The organism is Nocardioides terrigena (assembly GCF_003047265.1).
Taxonomy (GTDB): Bacteria; Actinomycetota; Actinomycetes; order Propionibacteriales; family Nocardioidaceae; genus Nocardioides; species Nocardioides terrigena.
This window is the reverse complement of the sequence record NZ_PZYY01000001.1, coordinates 782,329-800,243: the sequence shown is the minus strand read 5'-3', so window position 1 is coordinate 800,243 and position 17,915 is coordinate 782,329. Positions and strand designations below refer to the sequence as shown.

Here is a 17,915-nt window from a genome sequence, read left to right as displayed (position 1 = left end):
CATGAACGACCTACTCCGCCACCGGCTCGACGGGCTCCACGAGCGCGTCGACGGCGCGACGGAGGCGATCCACGAGGCGCTCGCCGAGGCCAAGCCGCACCTGCGTGGCTGGCTCCACCTCGCCACCGCTCCCCTCGCGCTCGCTGCAGGCATCGTCCTGATCGCGCTCTCCCCCGACGCCACCACCCGGATCGGGTCGGCCGTCTTCGCGGCCTCCGCGCTGGTCCTCTTCACCGTCTCCGCGGTCTACCACCGCGGCACCTGGTCGCCGGGCACCCACTCGATGCTCAAGCGCTTCGACCACTCCAACATCTTCGTGCTCATCGCCGGCTCCTGCACGCCCTTCGCGCTGCTGCTGCTGGAGGGCCGCGACATGTGGACGATGCTCGGCGTGGTGTGGGGCGGTGCGCTGGCCGGCGTCCTGATGAAGGTCTTCTGGAAGGGCGCTCCCCGCGCCCTCTCCGCGCCGATCTACATCGCCCTCGGCTGGGCCCCTGTCTTCTTCTTCGGCGACTTCGTGAGCGGCGCCATGGACCGGTACGGCGCCAGCACCGGCACCGCCGTCATGGTGCTGGTGGCGGTCGGTGGCGCCCTCTACACGATCGGCGGGGTCGTCTACGGCACCAAGCGGCCCAACCCGTGGCCCCAGTGGTTCGGCTTCCACGAGGTGTTCCACACCTTCACGATCCTCGCGTTCGTCACGCACTACGTCGGCGTCTCGGTCGCCACCTACTCGCTGCGCTGACGCCCCCAGACGCAGTGTGCACGGGTGAGTCCGCTCACGTCCGGGAACACGACGCCCTCGCAGGGCGTCGTACGGGGGAAGACCCGTCCCCGACCCGGCTGATGTGATGACCGAACCCACCCAGAAGCACTCCCTCGACCTCTCCCTCCCCCAGGTGGTCGCCGGCGCCGTGGCGGCCGCCGCGGCGACCGTGCTCAGCTCCCGCCTCGGGCTGGTCGGGACCGTGCTCGGCGCGGTCTTCGCGAGCATCGTCTCGGCCGTGGTCACCGCGTCCGTCAGCGGCTGGTGGCACCGGGCGCACGAGGCCTCCCGCACCGCCCGTGACTGGGTGCCGCAGCGGGTCCGTGGACTCGTGGTGGGTGCAGGCGCGCTGGGGCTGCTGGTCGTGGCGTTCCACACCGGGGTCGAGCTGGTGACCCAGGACCTGCCGCGGGGCACCTTCGCCGCCCGCTGGCTCGCCGAGGTCGGCCTCACCGCGCGGTAGGTCCTGCCGACCACGCCCGCGCGCAGTCAGGAGACCGTGAGCGCGAAGACGACGACCGCCGCGAGGACGACCGCCACCGCGAGCGCGATGGCGAGCCGCGGCGCACGGGAGGCCAGTCGCTCGAGCAGCTGGTAGGCCGCCAGCACCGCGGCCAGCCCCAGCGTCACGTGCAGCAGCACCGCCAGCATCACCCCGGCGATCGCGCCGGCGATCCGGAAGCGGCCCCAGAGCAGGCCGAGCACCAGCGGGAGGACGATCGCGCCGGACACCCCGCCGAGGAGCTCGAGCCACCACGCCCCCTCCCCCATCCACGGCACCTCCCGCGCGAGCGGCCAGCTCCGGTCGACCAGGTCGGCGGTGGACCAGTAGCCGAGGAGGAGGATCGCCGCGATCGACGTCCCGGCGCCGACGCGGTGCGCCCACCGCACCGCGGGTGACCACCCCGACGAGCGGGGCAGCCCCCCGGGGACGAAGATCGTCGCGGCAGTCACCGCGGTCCACACGATCCACCGCCGGACGACGCCCGTGCCGGTGTCGGCCATGGCGTCGCGGAAGACGCGGTCCGCGTCCACCCGGTCGATGGTGTGACCCTCGGTCGAGTCGTAGGACGGCTCGCCGCCGCCCGCGACGAGGGCGTCGTGGACCAACGCGGCCGGCAGGTGCGCCCCGGTCTTGGGCACCAGCCAGGTGAAGAGCACCGGGGTCGAGGTCAGGTCGGTGCGGAAGTCGGTGGTGGCCGGCACCAGGATCTCGCCGAGGTGGCGGTCGTCGTAGGCGATGCGCCGCTCGAGGCTGAAGACCTCGAGACCGTCCTCGAGGTGGCGCTCGAGCACGATCCGCGGGTCGTGCGCGGGGTCGGGCGGCAGCCCGATCCGGTCACCGACCGGCAGCACCCCGCCGTCGTAGAAGCGGCGGGGCTGCGGGCGCACCTGCTCCCCCGTGGTGACGGGCCGGCTCTCGGACATGGGTCCACTCTGGCACCGACCACCGACGTAGACACGCGGACACAACTGCCCCGGCGGTCCGGCCGCACACGGGGCCGGGCGGTCACCCCCGGGGTTGTGTCCGCGTGTCTACGCGCCCGGCGGGCGTGGCGACGCTGCTCGCCGGTCAGGCCACGTGGGTCTCGTACATCCGCACCGCGACCAGACCACCGGAGAGGGCGGTGAGGACGGCGACCGTCCACACGGCCGCGTCGATCTCCCAGGCGTCGGCGACGAGGCCGGCGGTGAGGGCACCCACGGCGAAGCCGCCGTCGCGCCACAGGCGGTAGATGCCGACCGCCCGGCCGCGCCAGGCCGGGTGCGCCACGTCGCCGATGGCGGCGAGGAGCGTCGGGTAGACCATCGCCGTGCCGGCCCCGAGGAGGGCGGCCGCGACCGCCCAGGCGGCGAAGGACCCGCCGGCCGCCATCAGTCCGAGGGCGAGGGCCTGGACCCACATCCCGCCCGCGATCATCCACTTGCGACCGACCCGGTCCGACAGCGCGCCGGTCACCAGCTGGCCGATCCCCCACACCGCCGGGTAGAGGGCGGCGAGCACGCCGATGCGATCGACGGTGAGCCCGGCGGCGGCGAACATCACCGGGAAGAGCCCCCAGGCGAGTCCGTCGTTGAGGTTGTTGACCAGCCCGGCCTGGCTCGCGGAGGAGAGCGCCGGCTCGCGGAAGCTCGTCTGCACGAAGACCTGCCGGTCGGTCAGCTCGTCGTGCAGGTGGTCGTGCCGGCCGTCCCCGCGGGCCACGTGGGTCGCCGTCTCGAGGCGGACGTGCTCCCTGGTCTCGCGGACCGCCAGCGTCGACAACCCCAGGCCCAGGGCGGCGAAGGCGGCACCGAGGAGGAACGGCGCCGGCCGCAGGCCGTAGGCCTCGGCGAGGTAGCCGGTGGCCAGCGCGGTGACCGCGACCGCGCCGTAGCCGGCCGCCTCGTTGAGCCCCATCGCGAAGCCGCGCCGCTGCGGGCCGACGAGGTCGATCTTCATCACCACGGTCGTCGACCACGTGAGTCCCTGCGAGAGGCCGAGCAGCACGTTGGCCGCGACCACCCAGCCCCAGCTCGGGGCCCAGATGAGCAGCAGCGGGACGGGCACGGCGATGAGCCAGCCCGCCACCAGGACGGGCTTGCGCCCGTACCGGTCCCCCCAGGTGCCCGCCAGGTAGTTGGCGACCGCCTTGGAGAGGCCGAAGACGAGGATGAAGGTGAGCCCGGCGGTGTAACCGGTGAGCCCGAACTCCTCCGCGCCGAGCAGTGGTACGACGGTGCGTTCCTGCCCGAGCATGCCCCCGACCAGCGCGTTGACCACGACCAGCAGGGTGAACTGGGCGGCGTTCTGGCGCAGGCCGAGGGTGGGCGGCGCGTCCGTGGCCCTCACGGACGGGTGAGGTGGCGGGGCTCCATCAGGCGCTCTGCGGAGCGCCGTCGGCGGCCAGCTGGGCCATGTCCAGGCCCCGGATGCCCTCGATGAGCTGCTCGAGGGCGGCCGCAGGCAGCGCGCCCGGCTGGGAGAAGACGAGCTTGCCGTCCTTGAAGGCCATCAACGTCGGGATGGAGCTGATCTGGGCAGCAGCGGACAGGGCCTGCTCGGCCTCGGTGTCGACCTTGCCGAACACCAGGTCCGGGTGGGCCTCGGAGGCCGCCTCGAACACGGGCGCGAAGTTGCGGCACGGGCCGCACCACGATGCCCAGAAGTCGACGATGACCATGTCGTGCGAGGTGATGGTGGCCTCGAAGTTGTCGGCGCCGAGAGCGATGGTTGCCAAGGGGTCCTCCTTCGGTCGGCCGGGGTGGATGTCGGATGTGGCACCCGACCCCGGGGGTTTCTTCAAGACTAGATACCCCCGGGGGTATTTTCAAGCTGGCGTTCGCGGGGTGCGGCGGCGCCAGGCCACCACACCGGCGACGAGCGCCACGGCCAGGGGGAGGACCCAGGAAGGGAGGTACGCCGCCCACTCGGTGACGGCCTGTTGCGCGGCGTACTCGACATCGGTGAGGTCGCCCATTCCCAGCGAACCCGTCAGCCCTGCCGTGCCGTCGTAGCGGAGGAACACGACTCCGACAGCGATGAAGAGCAGGCCGGCCACCAGCGACGTGGTGTGCACGCGGAGGGCGCCGACTGCCAGCGTGCGACCACGCAACCAGCGGCGACTGCCGAGGTCGAAGCGGTCCCAGGCCGCCGCCAGGAGCAGTAGCGGGGCCGCCATGCCGAGGGCGTACACCGCCAGCAGCGCGCCGCCCTGCCACGGGGACTCCTGGGTGGCCGCCACGGTCAGGATCGCACCCAGGACCGGACCCGAGCAGAATCCGGCGAGTCCGTAGACGGCGCCGAGGAGCAGCGTGGAGAGCCATCCGTCGTCCCCGCGCGAGGCGACGAGGGACTGGAGCCGCCGGGCACCCGGCACCGCGAAACCTCGACCGAGCAGCTGCAGCACACCGAGGGCGATGATCGCCCACCCCGCGATCGCGATGAGCAGCGGACGGTGGCCGTAGAAGAGGGATGACGCCGCACTGGCTCCCGTGCCGAGCGGCACCAGGGTCACCAGCAGGCCGACGTAGAAGACGAAGGTACGCGCGACCAGCGCGCGGCCACTGGCGAAGGCATAGGCGAAGAACGAGGGCAGCAGCAGCGCGCTGCACGGTGACAGCAGCGCCAGGATCCCGGCCGCGAAGGCGGCCAGCACTCCCACCTCGCTCACGATCCCGCGTCCTCGGCCGCCTTCTCGATCGTCTGCTCGAAGACCTCGGTGGGCTGCGCGCCGATCACCGGGACTCCGTTGACCACGAACGCCGGCGTGCCGGTCACCCCGATGGCCTGGCCCTCCGCGAAGTCCTCCTCGACGGCCCTCTCGACGTCTGGGGAGGCGAGGTCCTCACGGAACCTGTCGACGTCGAGACCGATCTTCTCGGCGACCGAGACGAGGTGGCCCTCGTCCAGCCTGCCGCTGTTGGGGGGCAGCTGGTCGGCGTACATGGCCTCCTCGAACTCCCAGAACCGGTCCTGCGCGGCGGCGGCACGACCACCCTGCGCAGCCAGGGACGACTCCGGGCCGAGGTAGGGGAAGTCGCGCCACTCGATGCGCAGCGTCCCGTCCTCGACGTACTTCTCCACCAGTGCGGGCTCGGTGTCGCGGGCGAACTTGCCGCAGAACGGGCACTGGAACTCGGAGTAGGCGATCATCACGACCGGCGCGTCCACGTCACCGAGCGCCATCGGGTCGTCGGGGTCCCTGCGCACGAGCTGCTCCCATGTCTCGGGTGGCGCCGTCGACGTGGACGCGGGCGCCGAACCGGTGGCGGCGCCCTCCTTCGCGGCCTCCTCATCACCTCCCCGGACGAGGACCACGGCCAGCGCGACCGCGGCGATCACGGCGATGACGAGAGGGACAACGGGACTCTTGCGGCGATCAGGCACGGGCGAGGACTCCGGACTCGGTGGTGGGACAGGACAGCTCTCCGAGCAGCCGGCTGCGCAGCGCCCAGAGCAGGACCAGGACGGCAACGCCCTGGAGAACGGGCTGGAACGGCTCGAACCACGTGATCGCACCGGCGCTGCCGAGGGCAAGGAGGACGAGCTTGTTGCACACCGGACAGCCCACGGCGAAGTAGGTGAGCAGGCCACCGACCCACCCACCGCGGCGGCTCGAGGCGCGGTCGGGCTGGGACGGGGCTCGCACGTACGTCGCGGTGAGGAGTCCCCCGAGCAGCGAGGACACCAGCAGCGCCGGCCACGCCCACCACGTCGGTGGGATCTCGCGCCCGAACACCGGGGTGTCGACCAGGTCGGTCGGCACCGCCACGAGCAGGACGAAGACCGCGGTCGCGGCCAGCGCGACCAGCCAGCGGCGGGCGGGCCAGGCGACCAGGACGCCCATCACCGCCCTCACGCGACACCCTCCAGGACGGGGAGTCCGGCCGAGCGCCACTCGAGCATGCCGTCCTCGAGTCGCCGCGCCTCGACCCCCTCGCCACCGAGGAGGCGGACAGCGTCGTGCGCCATCACGCAGAAGCTGCCGCGACAGTAGGCGACGACCGACGGCGCCCCGCGCAGGCCACCCGCCTCGTCGGCGAGGGTCCCCAGCGGCACACTCCGGGCGCCGGGGATGTGCCCAGCGAGGAACTCCTCGCGAGGACGCACGTCCAGCAGCGTGATCGCGCCCGACCCCAGCAGCCCCTGGAGCTCGTCGCGGCCGACCAGCCCGACCTCGTCGGAGCCGGGGATGTTCAGGTAGGCGTCCAGGGCGCGACCGACGTCGGCGGAACGCTCCCGGGCCACGGCACGCATCGCGGCGTACAGCCGGGCCACGTCGTCGCCGGCCAGGCGGTAGTGGACCTTGGTCCCCTCACGCCGGGTGGCGACCAGGTTGGCCAGCTTGAGCACCTGCAGGTGCGCCGATGCGGTGCTGACGCCCATGTCGGCAGCGCGCGCCAGCGCTTCGACGGTGCGTTCACCCTGAGCGAGCAGCTCGACGAGCTCGAGTCGCTTGGCGCTGCCGAAGGCCTTGCCCACGACGGCCAGCTCGTCGAACACGCGGGACCTGCGATCGTCTCTGTCCACCATTCCTCCAAAGATCTTTGGAGGATCGTAGGACATGGGTGGCCGGACCCGGCCGACCACCCCTCCCTCAGGCGAGGGACAGGAAGAGCTTCTCCATCTTCTTGACGTCCACGCCGTCGATGCCGTCGCCGGCCGTCAGGCACTGCTGGAGTCCGCTGGCCACGATGGCGAAGCCGGCCCGGTCCAGCGCCTTGGACACGGCGGCGAGCTGGGTGACGACGTCCTCGCAGTCGCGCCCCTCCTCGAGCAGGCGCAGCACGCCGGCCAGCTGGCCCTGGGCCCGCTTGATGCGGTTGATGACGGGGGTCATCTCGGTGGGGTCGAGCTCCATCAGTCCTCCTGGGTGAGCGCGGCGAGTGCCGCGGTGATGCGCTGGCGGGCGTCCGTGGCAACGCGACCGAGGGCGGGCTGGTCGGACATCCCCATCATGACGGCCGGGTCGAAGGCCTCCACGACCGTGGTGCCCTCGTCTATCGACCGGACCACCACGTTGCAGGGCAGCACGGCGGCGATCGAGGGGTCGACCTGGATCGCTTCGTAGGCGAGGGGCGGGCGGCACGCGCCCAGGATCACCTGGGCCGGCAGCTCCACGTCGAGCTTGGCCTTCATGGTGGCCGCCAGGTCGATCTCCGTGAGGATGCCGAATCCCTGGTCGGCCAGCGCCTCCCTCGTCGCGGCGACCGCGTCGTCGTACGGCAGGGCCAGTGTCGTGCTCAGCGTGTAGTCCATCCGCCGATCATCTCCTCGATCCGTCGATTCCCCTAGGACGGTGGAATACCCCCGGGGGTGTTTTGCATTCATCGTACATACCCCCTAGGGTATTTCTCAACAGCCCGAGAACCGCACCGCAGAGAGGAACCGCATGTCCGACCAGACTCCCGAGATCTCGCTCGAGGCGTACGCCGCCGAGCGCGATTCCGGCGTGACCATCGACGTCCGCGAGCGGGCGGAGTACGCCCAGGCCCACGTGCCCGGTGCGGTCCTCCTGCCCATGGGCCAGCTGGCCTCCCGCCTCGACGAGATCGACCGGTCCGCCCGCGTCCACGTCATCTGCGCCTCGGGCAACCGCTCGAAGGCCATGACCGACCTCCTCGTCGCCTCCGGCTTCGACGCCGTGTCGGTGGCGGGCGGCACCCGCGGCTGGATCGAGTCCGGCCGCTCGGTGGGGGTGGGTCTGTGATGGCCGACCTCACCATCGTCCCGATCGAGACGCCCACGCTCGGCGACCGCAGCTACCTCGTGCACGACGGCGAGGTCGCGTTCGTGGTCGACCCGCAGCGCGACATCGACCGCGTCCTCGCCCTGCTCGACGAGCACGGCGTGCGCCTCACCCACGTCTTCGAGACCCACATCCACAACGACTACGTCACCGGCGGCTTCGCCCTCGCGGAGCGCACCGGTGCCCAGTACCTCGTCAACGGCGAGGACGACGTGTCCTTCATCCGCACCCCCCTGGCGGACGGACAGGTCGTCGAGGTGGGTGGACGTATGCGCGTCACCGCGCTGGCGACCCCCGGCCACACGTTCACCCACCTCTCCTACGCCCTGACGGACACCGGCGCAGGACTCGACCAGTCGGTCGGCGTCTTCTCCGGCGGCTCCCTGCTGTACGGCGCGACCGGTCGCCCGGACCTCCTCGGTCCCGACCACACCCACGACCTGGTCCGCCACCAGCACGCGTCCGCCCACCGGCTGGCCGAGCTGCTGCCCGACGACGCGGAGGTCTTCCCGACGCACGGCTTCGGCTCGTTCTGCTCGGCCACCCAGTCGGACGCGAGCTCCTCGACCATCGGCCGGGAGAAGCAGGCCAACCCCGTCCTGACCCAGGACGAGCAGACCTACGTCGACGAGCTGCTGGCCGGCCTCGGCCCGTGGCCGGCCTACTACGCCCACATGGCCCCGGCCAACGCCGCCGGGCCCTCCGAGCCCGACCTCTCCGCCCCGGCGGTCGCCGACGCGGCCGAGCTGCGGCGGCGCATCGAGGCCGGCGAGTGGGTGGTGGACCTGCGCAGCCGTACGGCGTTCGCCGCGGGCCACGCACCCGGCACGCTCAACTTCGGGCTGGACGGCGGCTTCGCGACGTACCTCGGCTGGCTGGTCGCCTGGGGCACCCCGATCACCCTCCTCGGCGAGACCGCCGAGGACGTGGCCGAGGCACAGCGCGAGCTGGTCCGGATCGGCATCGACCGACCGGCCGCCCACGCGACCGGCAAGCCCGAGGACTGGAGCGACCGCGAGCTGAGCTCGTTCGCCACGGCGACCTTCGCCGACCTCGCCCAGGTGCGGCACCACCGCGAGGTGGTCGTCCTGGACGTGCGCCGGGCGGACGAGCACGACGCCGCGCGCATCGACGGGGCGGTCAACATCCCGCTCCACGAGCTCTGGGACCGCCTCGCCGACGTGCCCGCGGGCGAGGTGTGGGTGCACTGCGCCGGGGGCTACCGCGCCTCCGTCGCGGCCTCGATGCTCGACGCGGCCGGCCGTTCGCTGGTCGCCATCGACGACTCCTTCGACAACGCCGAGCAGGTCGGGCTGCACCTGGTGGGGCCCGAGGCGTGACCCTGCTCCTCGCCGTCGTCGCCGGCGCGCTCATCGGGCTCAGCCTGGGCGCGCTCGGCGGGGGCGGCTCCATCCTGGCGGTCCCGGTGCTGGTCTACGCCCTCGAACAGAGCCCAGCCCAGGCCACCACCGGGTCGCTGGTGGTGGTCGGGGTGACGTCGCTCGTCGGGGCCGTCGCGGCGTACCGCGCGGGCAACGTCCTGCTCGCCCGCGGAGTGGCCTTCGGCCTCGTCGCGACCGGCGGCGCGATCGCCGGGGCACGGGCCTCGGCCGCCGTCCCCGAGGCGGTGCTGCTCGGCGCCTTCGCGGTGCTGATGCTCGCCGTCGGCACCCTCCTCGCCGTGCGCCAGTGGCGCGGCCGGCACGCCGACCCCGCCGACCGGACCGCCCGGCGACCGGTCCTCGACGACCCGATCATCACCTTCAGCCCGACCTTCGCCTGCCAGTGCCCGCGGGCCCTCAAGGTGCTCGTCACTGCGACGGCCGTCGGCCTGCTGACCGGCTTCCTGGGCGTGGGCGGCGGGTTCCTCGTCGTCCCGGCGCTGCTCGTGGCCCTCAGCCTGCCGATGGAGTACGCCGCCGGCACGTCGCTCGTCGTCATCACCCTGACCAGCGGCGTCGCGCTGCTGGCCCGCGCCGGCAGCGGCGTGGCCCCCGACTGGTGGCCGGTCGTCGCACTCACCGCGGCCGCGGCCGTGGCCGCCGTCGTCGGCGCCCGGATCGCCGACCGGGCGGACACCCGTCGCCTGTCGGCCGCCTTCACCGGGCTCGTCCTGGCCGTCGCGGCGTACACCGCCGTCCAGGCCCTGCCCGCCCTCGTCTGACCCCCGATCCAGCACGACCCCGTTCCCGCACGACCTGAACCCACGATCCTCGAGCAGAGAGAGCCTTCCCATGACGTCGACGGCCACCCGCCGCCACGCTGCCCTTCCCTCCCCCGACCCCGACGGCCTCGGCTACCGCCCCGGCCCCCTCGGCCGCCTCGGTGTGTGGGTCACCCACCACCGCCGGATCACCGCCGGCGTGTGGCTGCTGCTCATCGTCGGCCTCGGCGCCTTCGCGCCCAAGGTCGAGGCCAACCTGTCCGGCGCCGGCTGGCAGGCCGACGGCTCGGAGTCCGTCGCCGTGCGCGAGCTGGCCCAGGAGAGCTTCGGCGGCAACGCCAGCTCGGCCATCCAGGTCGTCGTGCACAGCGCCGACGGCCCGGTGACCGAGGGTCGCGGCCAGGACGTGCTGGCCGAGGCGACCGCCCTGCTCGAGGACGAGCCGCGCATCGCGGACGTCATCGCGCCGCAGCCGGGAGCCTCCCTCAGCCAGGACGGCGAGACCGCCGTGATCCTGGCCGGCGCGGGTGCCGACCCCAACGAGATGGTGCGCGTCGCCGACGACATCAAGGGCGAGCTCGAAGCCCTCTCCGGTGACGGCATCGAGGTCAACCCGACCGGCGCCTCCCTGCTCTGGTCGGACTTCAACGAGGCCAACCTCGACGCGATGCTCAAGTCCGAGATGATCTCCTGGCCGGTGACCATGGCGATCCTCGTGCTCGCCTTCGGCGCCCTCGTCGCCGCCGGCCTGCCCCTCATCCTGACCCTCGCCGGCCTCGTCGCCTCGGCCGGCTCCCTGGTGCTCATCAACGAGCTCGTGCCCGTCTCGATCTGGGCGATGAACTTCGCGATGATGTTCGCCCTCGCGCTCGGCATCGACTACGCGCTCTTCCTGGTGGTGCGCTTCCGGGCGGCCCGGATGGGCCACCACGAGACCCCGCGGCAGGCGATCGCGGAGACGATGGACACCGCCGGCAAGGCCGTCCTGCTGTCCGGCATCACCGTGCTCGTCTCGCTGTCGGCCGTGATGCTCGTGCCCTCGCCCGCCTTCCGGTCGATGGCCGGCGGCATCATGCTCGCGGTCACCTTCGTGCTGGCCGCCACGCTGACGCTGCTCCCGCTCGTGCTCTTCAAGCTCGACCACCGGATCAACAAGCTGGCCCTGAAGTGGGTCCACACCGGTGAGCACCGCTCGCCGCGGTTCGCGGCCTGGGGCGAGCGCCTCTGGAAGCGTCCGGTGGCCTTCGGCCTGGCCTCGCTCATCGTCCTGCTCGCCCTGGCCGCCCCGGTCCTCGGCCTCCGGACGGCCATGCCCTCCATCCAGGTGCTGCCCGAGGAGGCCAGCGCGCGCGTCGGCTACGACCAGGTCAAGGACGCCTTCGGTGACGGCGCTCCCGGCACCCTCCAGGTGGTCGCGAACCGCTCCGAGGCGGACGCCACGAGCGAGGCACTGGCCGCGGACCCCGGCATCGCCGGCGCCATGCCCGCCCAGCCCGCGGCCGACGACAGTGACCTGGTGCTCATCCAGGCCGTGCCGACCGTCGACCCCTCGGACCCCGAGCTCGGCGCGACCGTCGACCGGCTGCGCGACGACCTGCCGGAGTCGGCCCTGGTCGGCGGCGCCGCGGTGGAGAACCTCGACCTCAAGACCCAGCTCGATGAGTCCACCCCCCTCGTCATCGGCGTCGTCCTGGCCCTCGGCTTCCTGCTCCTGCTGGTCGCCCTCCAGGCCCCGCTGATCTCGCTGCTCGGGACCCTGGCCAGCCTGCTGTCCACGGCCGCGGCCTTCGGTGTCGCCCGTCTGGTCTTCCAGGAGGGGTACGGCGCGGACCTGCTCGGGTTCGAGTCCCAGGGCTTCCTCGACGCCTGGGCCCCGGTGTTCTTCTTCGCGATGATCTTCGCCATCGCGATGGACTACACGGTCTTCCTGCTGGCGTCGGCCAAGGAGCACTACGAGCGCTCGGGAGACCCCCGCGAGGCGATGGTGGGCTCGCTGGCCCACTCGGGCCGGGTGATCTTCGCCGCCGGCGCGGTGATGGTCGCGGTGTTCTTCACCTTCGCCCTGTCCGGCCCGCTGCCGCCCAAGGAGATGGGCATCGTGCTGGGCGTCGCCGTCCTGCTCGACGCCTTCCTCGTCCGGCTGGTGCTGCTGCCCGTCATGCTGCGCCTCACCGGCAAGGCCGCCTGGTGGAGCCCGCGCTGGCTCACCCGGGTGCTGCCGAAGATCACCTTCTCGCACGGCTGACCCCGCAGCACCGCACCTGCCACACCCCACCCGTCACACCCCGCACAGATCCCCCTCACAGGAATGGAGCACCACCATGTGCCGAGCAACCCGATGCAAGACCTGCGGCAAGACCACCTGGGCCGGTTGCGGCCAGCACGTCGGCCAGGTCAAGGCGGGCGTCCCCGCCAAGGACTGGTGCAACGGCCAGCACACGCCGGCCGAGAAGGCGGCCGCCGGGTCCGGCGGCGGCTTCCTCTCGAAGATCTTCGGCCGCTGACCCCCTGACCGGGTGGGGGGATGCCCTCCCCCGAGCGTCCCCCCACCCACCCCCCGATCGGAGACCCCCATGAACGTCGACCGCGCCGTCCTCTCCCTGGCCGGCACCGTCATCCTCGTGAGCGTGCTGCTGAGCGCCCTCGTCTCGACGTGGTGGCTGCTGCTCACCGCGTTCGTCGGCCTCAACCTGCTCCAGTCCAGCGTCACCGGCGTGTGCCCGGCCGCGACGATCTTCCGCCGGCTCGGCCTCTCGACCGGCTGCGCCTTCCGTTGACCCGTCCGTCACCCATCCGGATCGGACGAATCGGGAGATGCCCGATGCGATCCGTATGGTCGCTCGGATGAGCATGAACCTGAGGGAGAGGATCGACGCCCGGCTGGGCGACCCGATCTGGTGGAACGACGTCCTGCAGCTCCTCAAGACGGTCCTGGCCGCCGTCACCGCGTGGGTGCTGGCCGCCAGCGTGCTGGACCTGCCGCAGCCCTTCCTGGCCCCCTGGGCCGCCCTGCTGGTCGTGCACGCGACCGTCTACCGGACGTTCTCCAAGGGCACCCAGCAGGTCGCGGCCACGGTGGTCGCGGTCCTGCTGGCGACGGTCGTGGGCGAGCTGATGGGCCTGAGCACCTGGGCCGTGGCCGCGCTGCTCGTCGTGGCCCTCGTGCTCGGCGTGGTCCCGTGGCTGGGCGCCGAGGCCACCACCATCGCCGCCACCGGCCTCGTGGTGCTCACCACCGGGTTCGAGAGCGACGTGCTCCTCATCTCGCGGCTGCTCGACACGGCGATCGGGGTCGCGGTCGGGCTGTTGGTCAACGTGATCGTGTGGCCGCCGCTGCGGCGTCGTACGGCGGCCGAGGCGATGGACCGGATCGACGACAACATCGGCGTGCTGCTCGTCGACATGGCCGGCGGTCTCGGCGACGGCTGCCAGGACGAGGACGTCGACGCGTGGATCGACCGCAGCCGGGACCTCGACGGCGACCTCGACCAGGCGTGGTCGCTGGTGCGCCAGGCCCAGGAGAGCGCCCGGATGAACCCCCGCCGCTCCGCACGGCCGATGAAGGACCCGCAGCAGTGGCACGGCCTGCTCCGGCGCATGGAGCAGTCCGTCGCCGAGACCCGCAGCCTGGCCCGCACCCTGGGCAGCCAGTCGGCGCACAAGGAGACGTGGGGCGACGACTTCGCCCTCCCGTGGATCGACATGCTCGGCGACACGGGACGGGCCGCGAGTGCTGCCGACCCGGACGCGATGCGCGCGGTGCGCGAGCGGCTCGAGGCGTTCAGCGAGAGCATGCGTACGACCGAGCGATCGGCCGAGTGGCCGGTCTACGGCGCCCTGATCATCAACCTGCGCAACATCATCGACGCCATGGACGTGGTCGCCGAGGCCAACCCGATCGGTGGGCGACGGTTGCCGGTGCGTCTCCCGGGCGGGCCGGACGTGGCGTCTGCGTCCTGACGCCCGCGGCGTACGCGACGGGTCAGACCACGTCGACCCGGCCGTCGGCCCAGACGACCAGCCCACCCCGGTCCGGGCGCGCGCGCAGCCAGGACAGGGCACCCGGGCCGTGGGCGTACGCCGCAGTGGCGTCGATGTCGGCCGCCGTCAGGTCGGCGGCGACGACCGTGACGGACGCGACGTCGGTCGGCGGCCGGCCGCTGCGCGCGTCCACGACGTGCTGGCCGCGGTGCGCCGCGCCGGAGGTCGCCACGGCGCCCCGGCGGCAGGGGACGTGGGCCACCAGCGAGGCGGGGTCGTGCGGGTGCTCGATGCCGATCAGCCAGGGCTCCCCGCCGGGGTCGGCGGTCCAGCACGCGACGTCACCTCCCCCACCGAGGCAGGAGTCGGTCCCCGGGAGCTCCACGAGGTGCCGGGAGGCGCGGTGCACCGCCCACCCCTTGACCACCCCGTCCGTGTCGAGCAGCGTGCGCCCGTCCGGGCCGGGTCGCCAGACGTCGAAGGCCCCTTCCGAGGCCGTGCGCGCCTCCTCAGCGAGGGCGAGCACCTCGCGCACCTCGCGCGGCGCGTCGGCGAGGTCGGCACGCCCGGCGTTGTGGCGACTCACCCAGGAGTCGTCGCGGTAGCGGCTGAACACCGCGTCGACCTCGCGCAGGTCTGCCTGCACCTGCGCCCAGGCGGCGCGGGCCACGTCGTCACCGGCGTGCCGGCCGCGCAGGGCCACGCTGACGGGCAGCCCCATCACGTGGACGACGTCGCGCCACGTGGCCGCCCGGGACGTCGTACGGGCGGCGCTCACAGCCCCGCCCGGTCCAGGGCACTCTGCAGGGACTGCTGGTAGCCGACGCTCGTGTACGTCGCCCCGCTCACCATGTCGATGTCCGCACCCTGGGCCGTCATGGTGGCGTCGACGAGGATCGGCAGCGCGTAGTCGTTGATCCGGACGTCCTCGGGGTTGTCGTCGGGGTACTGCAGCACCGAGACGCCCGTGATCCGCGAGCCCGCGACACCCACCTCGACCTGGACCGGACCCCAGCGGGTCTGCACGGTGTCGCCGGTCACGGTGGTGCTGGCCGCGGTGCCGTCGGTGGAGCCGGACCCCGCGCTCCCGGAGGTCGTGCCGCTACCCGCCGCCGGTGCGGTGGACGGCCCGGAGGTGGCGGGATCGGCCAGGACACCGGTGCTGTAGACCGACGTCGTGCTGGTCACGGCCAGCGGGCCGGCGAAGGAGGTGTGGTAGCCGGCGAGCAGCATCAGCACGGCGACCGTGCTGGCGAACCACAGGGCGATCCGTCTCATCTCGTCACCAGTCCCATCTCGTCACACGTCCTCATCTCGTCACCAGCCGAAGGCTTCGACATGGATGTGGGTCTCGGGCACCCCGGCCCGGCGCAGGTCGGCCACGACCAGGTCCGCCCAGGGCGTCGGACCGCAGACGTAGACGTCGCGTCCGGCGATGTCGGGCACCCAGTGCCGCAGGGCGACCAGGTCGCTGTAGCGGCCGGCGTGGGCGTCGCCCAGCCACGAGTGGGGGCCGCGCCGACGACCGGGCAGGTGCAGGACACGCACGCCCCGCGCGGCCAGGCGCTCGAGGTCGGCGGTGAAGGCACCGGGCCCGCTCGAGCGGTGCAGCACCACGACGTCACCGGCCGGGGCGAGCTCCTCGGCCAGGGCCACCAGCGGCGCCGAGCCGACGCCCGCTCCGATCAGCGCGACCTTGTCGCCGTGCCTGCTGCGGGGGCTGAGCCGGCCGTAGGGACCCTCGACGAGCACCCGGGTGCCGCGGGACAGCGTGGCGGTCGAGCCACTGCCGTCACCGACCGACTGGACGGTGATCCGCAGCCGACGACCGTCGGGGGCGGCGGAGAGCGAGTAGGGGTTGGCCCGGGTCCAGCCGTCGCGTCCCAGGAAGCGCCAGCTCATCCATTGGCCGCCCTGCACCGGGAGCCGGTCCAGCCGGCGACCGGTCACGACGACCGACACCACCCCGGGCGCCTCCTCGACGACCTCCTCGACGCGCAGCCGGTGGCGCAGGTTGCGGCTCACCGGCAGCGCCACCCTCCAGACGAGCACGGCGCCCGTCGCCGCGCCCCACGCGGTCCACCAGAAGACCGCGCGCCCGGTCGAGGACACGAGCTCCTGCCCCGTCCAGAGCTGGTGGGGCAGCGCGAGGCCGGCCCCGAGGTAGGCGTAGAGGTGCATGAGGTGCCACGACTCGTAGCGCAGCCGTCGCCGGGCCGCCCGGACGCTGGTGACGACGACGAGCACGAGGGCCACGAAGCCGGCGTCCGCGAGGAGCATCGCCGGGTAGGTGCGGGTGAGGTCCCACAGCTCGGCGGGCCACCGCAGCAGCGACCCCGCGGCGTACCCCCAGGTGATGAGGACGACGTGCGCGAGCATCAGGTTGAACGACGTGAAGCCGACGGTCCGGTGGACGTGGGCGAGCCGGTCCTGGCCGAACGCCCGCTCGAGCACCGGCACCCGGGCCATCAGCAGGACCTGCGCGAGCAGGAGCACCGACGCGACCAGCCCGGTCCAGCGACCGAGCGACGTCAGGGCCGACGTCCAGCCGGCCAGGTCGCCGAGCCCGCCCCCGTCGATCCACCACCAGGTCACCAGGGCCAGCGAACCCCCGAGCACGGTCGCTGCCGCGCGGCGTACGGCCAGGTCGAGGGTGGCACGGCTCGGGGTCATGGGCTCAGGCTGGTGCGCGTTGCTGGCACCCCCATGGGGTGGACCTGTGAGGAGGCTGTGGGTCCGCCGCCGGCCCGCCCGGCGCCGATCCATAGGGTGCGTCCATGACGACCGCCCGCACCGTCCCCGTCACCACCGAGATGGACGGTGACGAGCTCGACGCGATGGATGCCTGGCACCTCGCCCGCCAGCACGGGCTGAGGAAGATCGCGGTCGAGTCCTTCGTCCGGTTCCGGTACGGCGACGGCTTCACCAACTCGCGCGCCCTCGCCCTCCAGGCCTGCCTCGCGGTCGTGCCGTTCCTGCTGGCCCTGACCGGGCTGGCCGCCGACCTCGACGAGGAGCGGCCCGCCCAGGTCGTGGCCCACGTGGTCGACTCGCTGTCGCCCGGGGCGGGCAGCAGCGACGCCCTGACCTCGGCGGTGGAGAAGTCCGACGAGTCCGAGCGCGCCGGCGAGGTGGCCCTCGTCTTCGGCCTCGGCTTCGCACTGGTCTCGATGACCACCGCGATGGCGCAGGTGGAGCGCGGCGCCAACCGCATCTACGGCATCCGCCGCGACCGCGCGGCGCGGGCCAAGTACGGCCGGGCGGCGGTGCTCACCGGGGTGCTCGCCGGCCCCGTCGGCATCGGCTTCCTGATGATCGTCGGCGGTGGCGCCTTCGGGGACGCGATGGCCGACAACTACGGCTGGTCGGAGACGACGCTGCAGTGGTGGAACGTGCTGCGCTGGCCGATCGGGCTCACCCTGCTGGTCTTCACCATCGCAGTGCTGCTCGACCACGCGCCGCGCCGGCGGCAGCCGGCACTGTCGTGGCTGGCGCTGGGGTCGGGCATCGCCGTCGTGCTCAGCGCGCTGGCCACCGTCGGGCTCGCGCTCTACGTGTCGCTGAGCGGCTCGTTCGGCAGCGTGTACGGCCCGCTCGCCGGCGTCTTCGCCCTGCTGCTGTGGGCCCTGCTGTCCTCGATCGCCTTCTTCTTCGGCACCGCGGTGTGCGCCCAGCTCGAGGCGTTGCGCGCCGGTCAGGTCGACCCGGCGCTCGCCGATCCCGGGCGCCCGCACGCGCGCACGGTCGGCGACCACCCCGACCTGGACTGACG

The 17,915-nt window shown here is 72.9% G+C and carries 22 protein-coding genes; 10 read left to right on the top strand and 12 right to left on the bottom strand.

The features are described from left to right. Position 1 precedes the first annotated feature (1 nt). Together trhA and DAE25_RS03780 are read left to right on the top strand one after the other, a co-directional pair. Positions 2-745, top strand: coding sequence for a PAQR family membrane homeostasis protein TrhA (gene trhA, locus DAE25_RS03785; RefSeq protein ID WP_056886418.1), 744 nt, complete (start codon positions 2-4; stop codon positions 743-745). Between the two features lie 106 nt (positions 746-851). Then, entirely contained in the window at positions 852-1,229 is a 378-nt protein-coding gene (locus tag DAE25_RS03780; RefSeq protein WP_107764836.1) for a hypothetical protein, read from the top strand. A gap of 26 nt (positions 1,230-1,255) precedes the next feature. Here the strand turns inward: DAE25_RS03780 and DAE25_RS03775 are convergent, their stop codons facing one another. The 9 genes from DAE25_RS03775 to DAE25_RS03735 all read right to left on the bottom strand — a co-directional run bounded on the left by DAE25_RS03775 (position 1,256) and on the right by DAE25_RS03735 (position 7,508). Further along, complete coding sequence (locus tag DAE25_RS03775; protein ID WP_107764835.1) at positions 1,256-2,194, bottom strand: DUF1353 domain-containing protein; 939 nt, start codon at positions 2,192-2,194, stop codon at positions 1,256-1,258. A gap of 145 nt (positions 2,195-2,339) precedes the next feature. Next, complete coding sequence (locus DAE25_RS03770; protein ID WP_107764834.1) at positions 2,340-3,599, bottom strand: MFS transporter; 1,260 nt, start codon at positions 3,597-3,599, stop codon at positions 2,340-2,342. A gap of 25 nt (positions 3,600-3,624) precedes the next feature. Beyond that, positions 3,625-3,987 (bottom strand): thioredoxin, encoded by a 363-nt coding sequence (gene trxA, locus DAE25_RS03765; RefSeq protein ID WP_107764833.1) that lies wholly within the window; start codon positions 3,985-3,987, stop codon positions 3,625-3,627. A 90-nt stretch (positions 3,988-4,077) separates the two neighbouring features. Beyond that, positions 4,078-4,920 (bottom strand): cytochrome c biogenesis CcdA family protein, encoded by an 843-nt coding sequence (locus DAE25_RS03760; RefSeq protein ID WP_107764832.1) that lies wholly within the window; start codon positions 4,918-4,920, stop codon positions 4,078-4,080. After that, complete coding sequence (locus tag DAE25_RS03755; protein ID WP_234410822.1) at positions 4,917-5,591, bottom strand: DsbA family protein; 675 nt, start codon at positions 5,589-5,591, stop codon at positions 4,917-4,919. The genes DAE25_RS03760 and DAE25_RS03755 overlap by 4 nt, the downstream gene beginning before the upstream one ends. Positions 5,592-5,628: 37 nt before the next feature. Further along, complete coding sequence (locus DAE25_RS03750; RefSeq protein ID WP_199907401.1) at positions 5,629-6,108, bottom strand: hypothetical protein; 480 nt, start codon at positions 6,106-6,108, stop codon at positions 5,629-5,631. Continuing rightward, positions 6,105-6,752, bottom strand: coding sequence for an ArsR/SmtB family transcription factor (locus DAE25_RS03745; RefSeq protein ID WP_234410821.1), 648 nt, complete (start codon positions 6,750-6,752; stop codon positions 6,105-6,107). Before DAE25_RS03745 ends, DAE25_RS03750 begins: the two co-directional genes overlap by 4 nt. A gap of 94 nt (positions 6,753-6,846) precedes the next feature. After that, positions 6,847-7,110 carry a metal-sensitive transcriptional regulator gene (locus DAE25_RS03740; protein ID WP_056886412.1) on the bottom strand — a complete coding sequence of 88 codons (264 nt, stop codon included), beginning with the start codon at positions 7,108-7,110 and terminating at the stop codon, positions 6,847-6,849. Beyond that, complete coding sequence (locus DAE25_RS03735) at positions 7,110-7,508, bottom strand: DUF302 domain-containing protein (protein ID WP_107764828.1); 399 nt, start codon at positions 7,506-7,508, stop codon at positions 7,110-7,112. Before DAE25_RS03735 ends, DAE25_RS03740 begins: the two co-directional genes overlap by 1 nt. A 133-nt stretch (positions 7,509-7,641) precedes the next feature. On the opposite strand from DAE25_RS03735, the gene DAE25_RS03730 reads away from it, so the two are divergent. From DAE25_RS03730 to DAE25_RS03700, 7 genes are all read left to right on the top strand, one after another. Then, complete coding sequence (locus DAE25_RS03730) at positions 7,642-7,959, top strand: rhodanese-like domain-containing protein (protein WP_107764827.1); 318 nt, start codon at positions 7,642-7,644, stop codon at positions 7,957-7,959. Then, positions 7,959-9,338, top strand: coding sequence for an MBL fold metallo-hydrolase (locus DAE25_RS03725; RefSeq protein WP_107764826.1), 1,380 nt, complete (start codon positions 7,959-7,961; stop codon positions 9,336-9,338). Before DAE25_RS03730 ends, DAE25_RS03725 begins: the two co-directional genes overlap by 1 nt. Beyond that, entirely contained in the window at positions 9,335-10,162 is an 828-nt protein-coding gene (locus tag DAE25_RS03720; RefSeq protein WP_107764825.1) for a sulfite exporter TauE/SafE family protein, read from the top strand. Before DAE25_RS03725 ends, DAE25_RS03720 begins: the two co-directional genes overlap by 4 nt. A 70-nt stretch (positions 10,163-10,232) precedes the next feature. Beyond that, on the top strand, positions 10,233-12,407 hold the full coding sequence (locus DAE25_RS03715; protein WP_107764824.1) for an MMPL family transporter: 2,175 nt from the start codon (positions 10,233-10,235) through the stop codon (positions 12,405-12,407). A gap of 76 nt (positions 12,408-12,483) precedes the next feature. Next, complete coding sequence (locus DAE25_RS03710) at positions 12,484-12,666, top strand: hypothetical protein (protein WP_056886406.1); 183 nt, start codon at positions 12,484-12,486, stop codon at positions 12,664-12,666. A gap of 69 nt (positions 12,667-12,735) precedes the next feature. Next, positions 12,736-12,939, top strand: coding sequence for a YgaP family membrane protein (locus DAE25_RS03705; protein ID WP_056886405.1), 204 nt, complete (start codon positions 12,736-12,738; stop codon positions 12,937-12,939). 67 nt (positions 12,940-13,006) lie between these two features. Then, the gene (locus DAE25_RS03700) at positions 13,007-14,122 is read left to right on the top strand and encodes an FUSC family protein (protein ID WP_159083553.1); all 1,116 of its coding nucleotides are present in this window, start codon (positions 13,007-13,009) and stop codon (positions 14,120-14,122) included. Between the two features lie 22 nt (positions 14,123-14,144). On the opposite strand, the gene DAE25_RS03695 is transcribed toward DAE25_RS03700, so the two are convergent. From DAE25_RS03695 to DAE25_RS03685, 3 genes are read right to left on the bottom strand one after another with little or no spacing between them, the layout of a single operon-like run. Next, a complete protein-coding gene (locus DAE25_RS03695) occupies positions 14,145-14,921 on the bottom strand; it encodes an FAD:protein FMN transferase (protein ID WP_234410820.1) in 777 nt (258 codons plus the stop codon). Continuing rightward, positions 14,918-15,421, bottom strand: a complete 504-nt coding sequence (locus DAE25_RS03690; protein ID WP_107764822.1) for an FMN-binding protein — start codon at positions 15,419-15,421, stop codon at positions 14,918-14,920. Before DAE25_RS03690 ends, DAE25_RS03695 begins: the two co-directional genes overlap by 4 nt. A 39-nt stretch (positions 15,422-15,460) precedes the next feature. Continuing rightward, the gene (locus DAE25_RS03685) at positions 15,461-16,816 is read right to left on the bottom strand and encodes a ferredoxin reductase family protein (RefSeq protein ID WP_107764821.1); all 1,356 of its coding nucleotides are present in this window, start codon (positions 16,814-16,816) and stop codon (positions 15,461-15,463) included. A 104-nt stretch (positions 16,817-16,920) separates the two neighbouring features. Between DAE25_RS03685 and DAE25_RS03680 the strand changes: the two genes are divergently transcribed. After that, positions 16,921-17,913, top strand: coding sequence for a YihY/virulence factor BrkB family protein (locus DAE25_RS03680; protein ID WP_107764820.1), 993 nt, complete (start codon positions 16,921-16,923; stop codon positions 17,911-17,913). Positions 17,914-17,915: the final 2 nt, after the last annotated feature.

Bases quoted from the DNA above. Each gene is read 5' to 3' on its own strand.
- DAE25_RS03680 (WP_107764820.1), top strand. From the start codon at position 16,921: ATGACGACCGCCCGCACCGTCCCCGTCACCACCGAGATGGACGGTGAC.
- DAE25_RS03685 (WP_107764821.1), bottom strand. From the start codon at position 16,816: ATGACCCCGAGCCGTGCCACCCTCGACCTGGCCGTACGCCGCGCGGCA.
- DAE25_RS03705 (WP_056886405.1), top strand. From the start codon at position 12,736: ATGAACGTCGACCGCGCCGTCCTCTCCCTGGCCGGCACCGTCATCCTC.
- DAE25_RS03690 (WP_107764822.1), bottom strand. From the start codon at position 15,421: ATGAGACGGATCGCCCTGTGGTTCGCCAGCACGGTCGCCGTGCTGATG.
- DAE25_RS03710 (WP_056886406.1), top strand. From the start codon at position 12,484: ATGTGCCGAGCAACCCGATGCAAGACCTGCGGCAAGACCACCTGGGCC.
- DAE25_RS03730 (WP_107764827.1), top strand. From the start codon at position 7,642: ATGTCCGACCAGACTCCCGAGATCTCGCTCGAGGCGTACGCCGCCGAG.
- DAE25_RS03735 (WP_107764828.1), bottom strand. From the start codon at position 7,508: ATGGACTACACGCTGAGCACGACACTGGCCCTGCCGTACGACGACGCG.
- DAE25_RS03780 (WP_107764836.1), top strand. From the start codon at position 852: ATGACCGAACCCACCCAGAAGCACTCCCTCGACCTCTCCCTCCCCCAG.
- DAE25_RS03740 (WP_056886412.1), bottom strand. From the start codon at position 7,110: ATGGAGCTCGACCCCACCGAGATGACCCCCGTCATCAACCGCATCAAG.
- DAE25_RS03715 (WP_107764824.1), top strand. From the start codon at position 10,233: ATGACGTCGACGGCCACCCGCCGCCACGCTGCCCTTCCCTCCCCCGAC.
- trhA (WP_056886418.1), top strand. From the start codon at position 2: ATGAACGACCTACTCCGCCACCGGCTCGACGGGCTCCACGAGCGCGTC.
- DAE25_RS03700 (WP_159083553.1), top strand. From the start codon at position 13,007: ATGAGCATGAACCTGAGGGAGAGGATCGACGCCCGGCTGGGCGACCCG.
- DAE25_RS03775 (WP_107764835.1), bottom strand. From the start codon at position 2,194: ATGTCCGAGAGCCGGCCCGTCACCACGGGGGAGCAGGTGCGCCCGCAG.
- DAE25_RS03725 (WP_107764826.1), top strand. From the start codon at position 7,959: ATGGCCGACCTCACCATCGTCCCGATCGAGACGCCCACGCTCGGCGAC.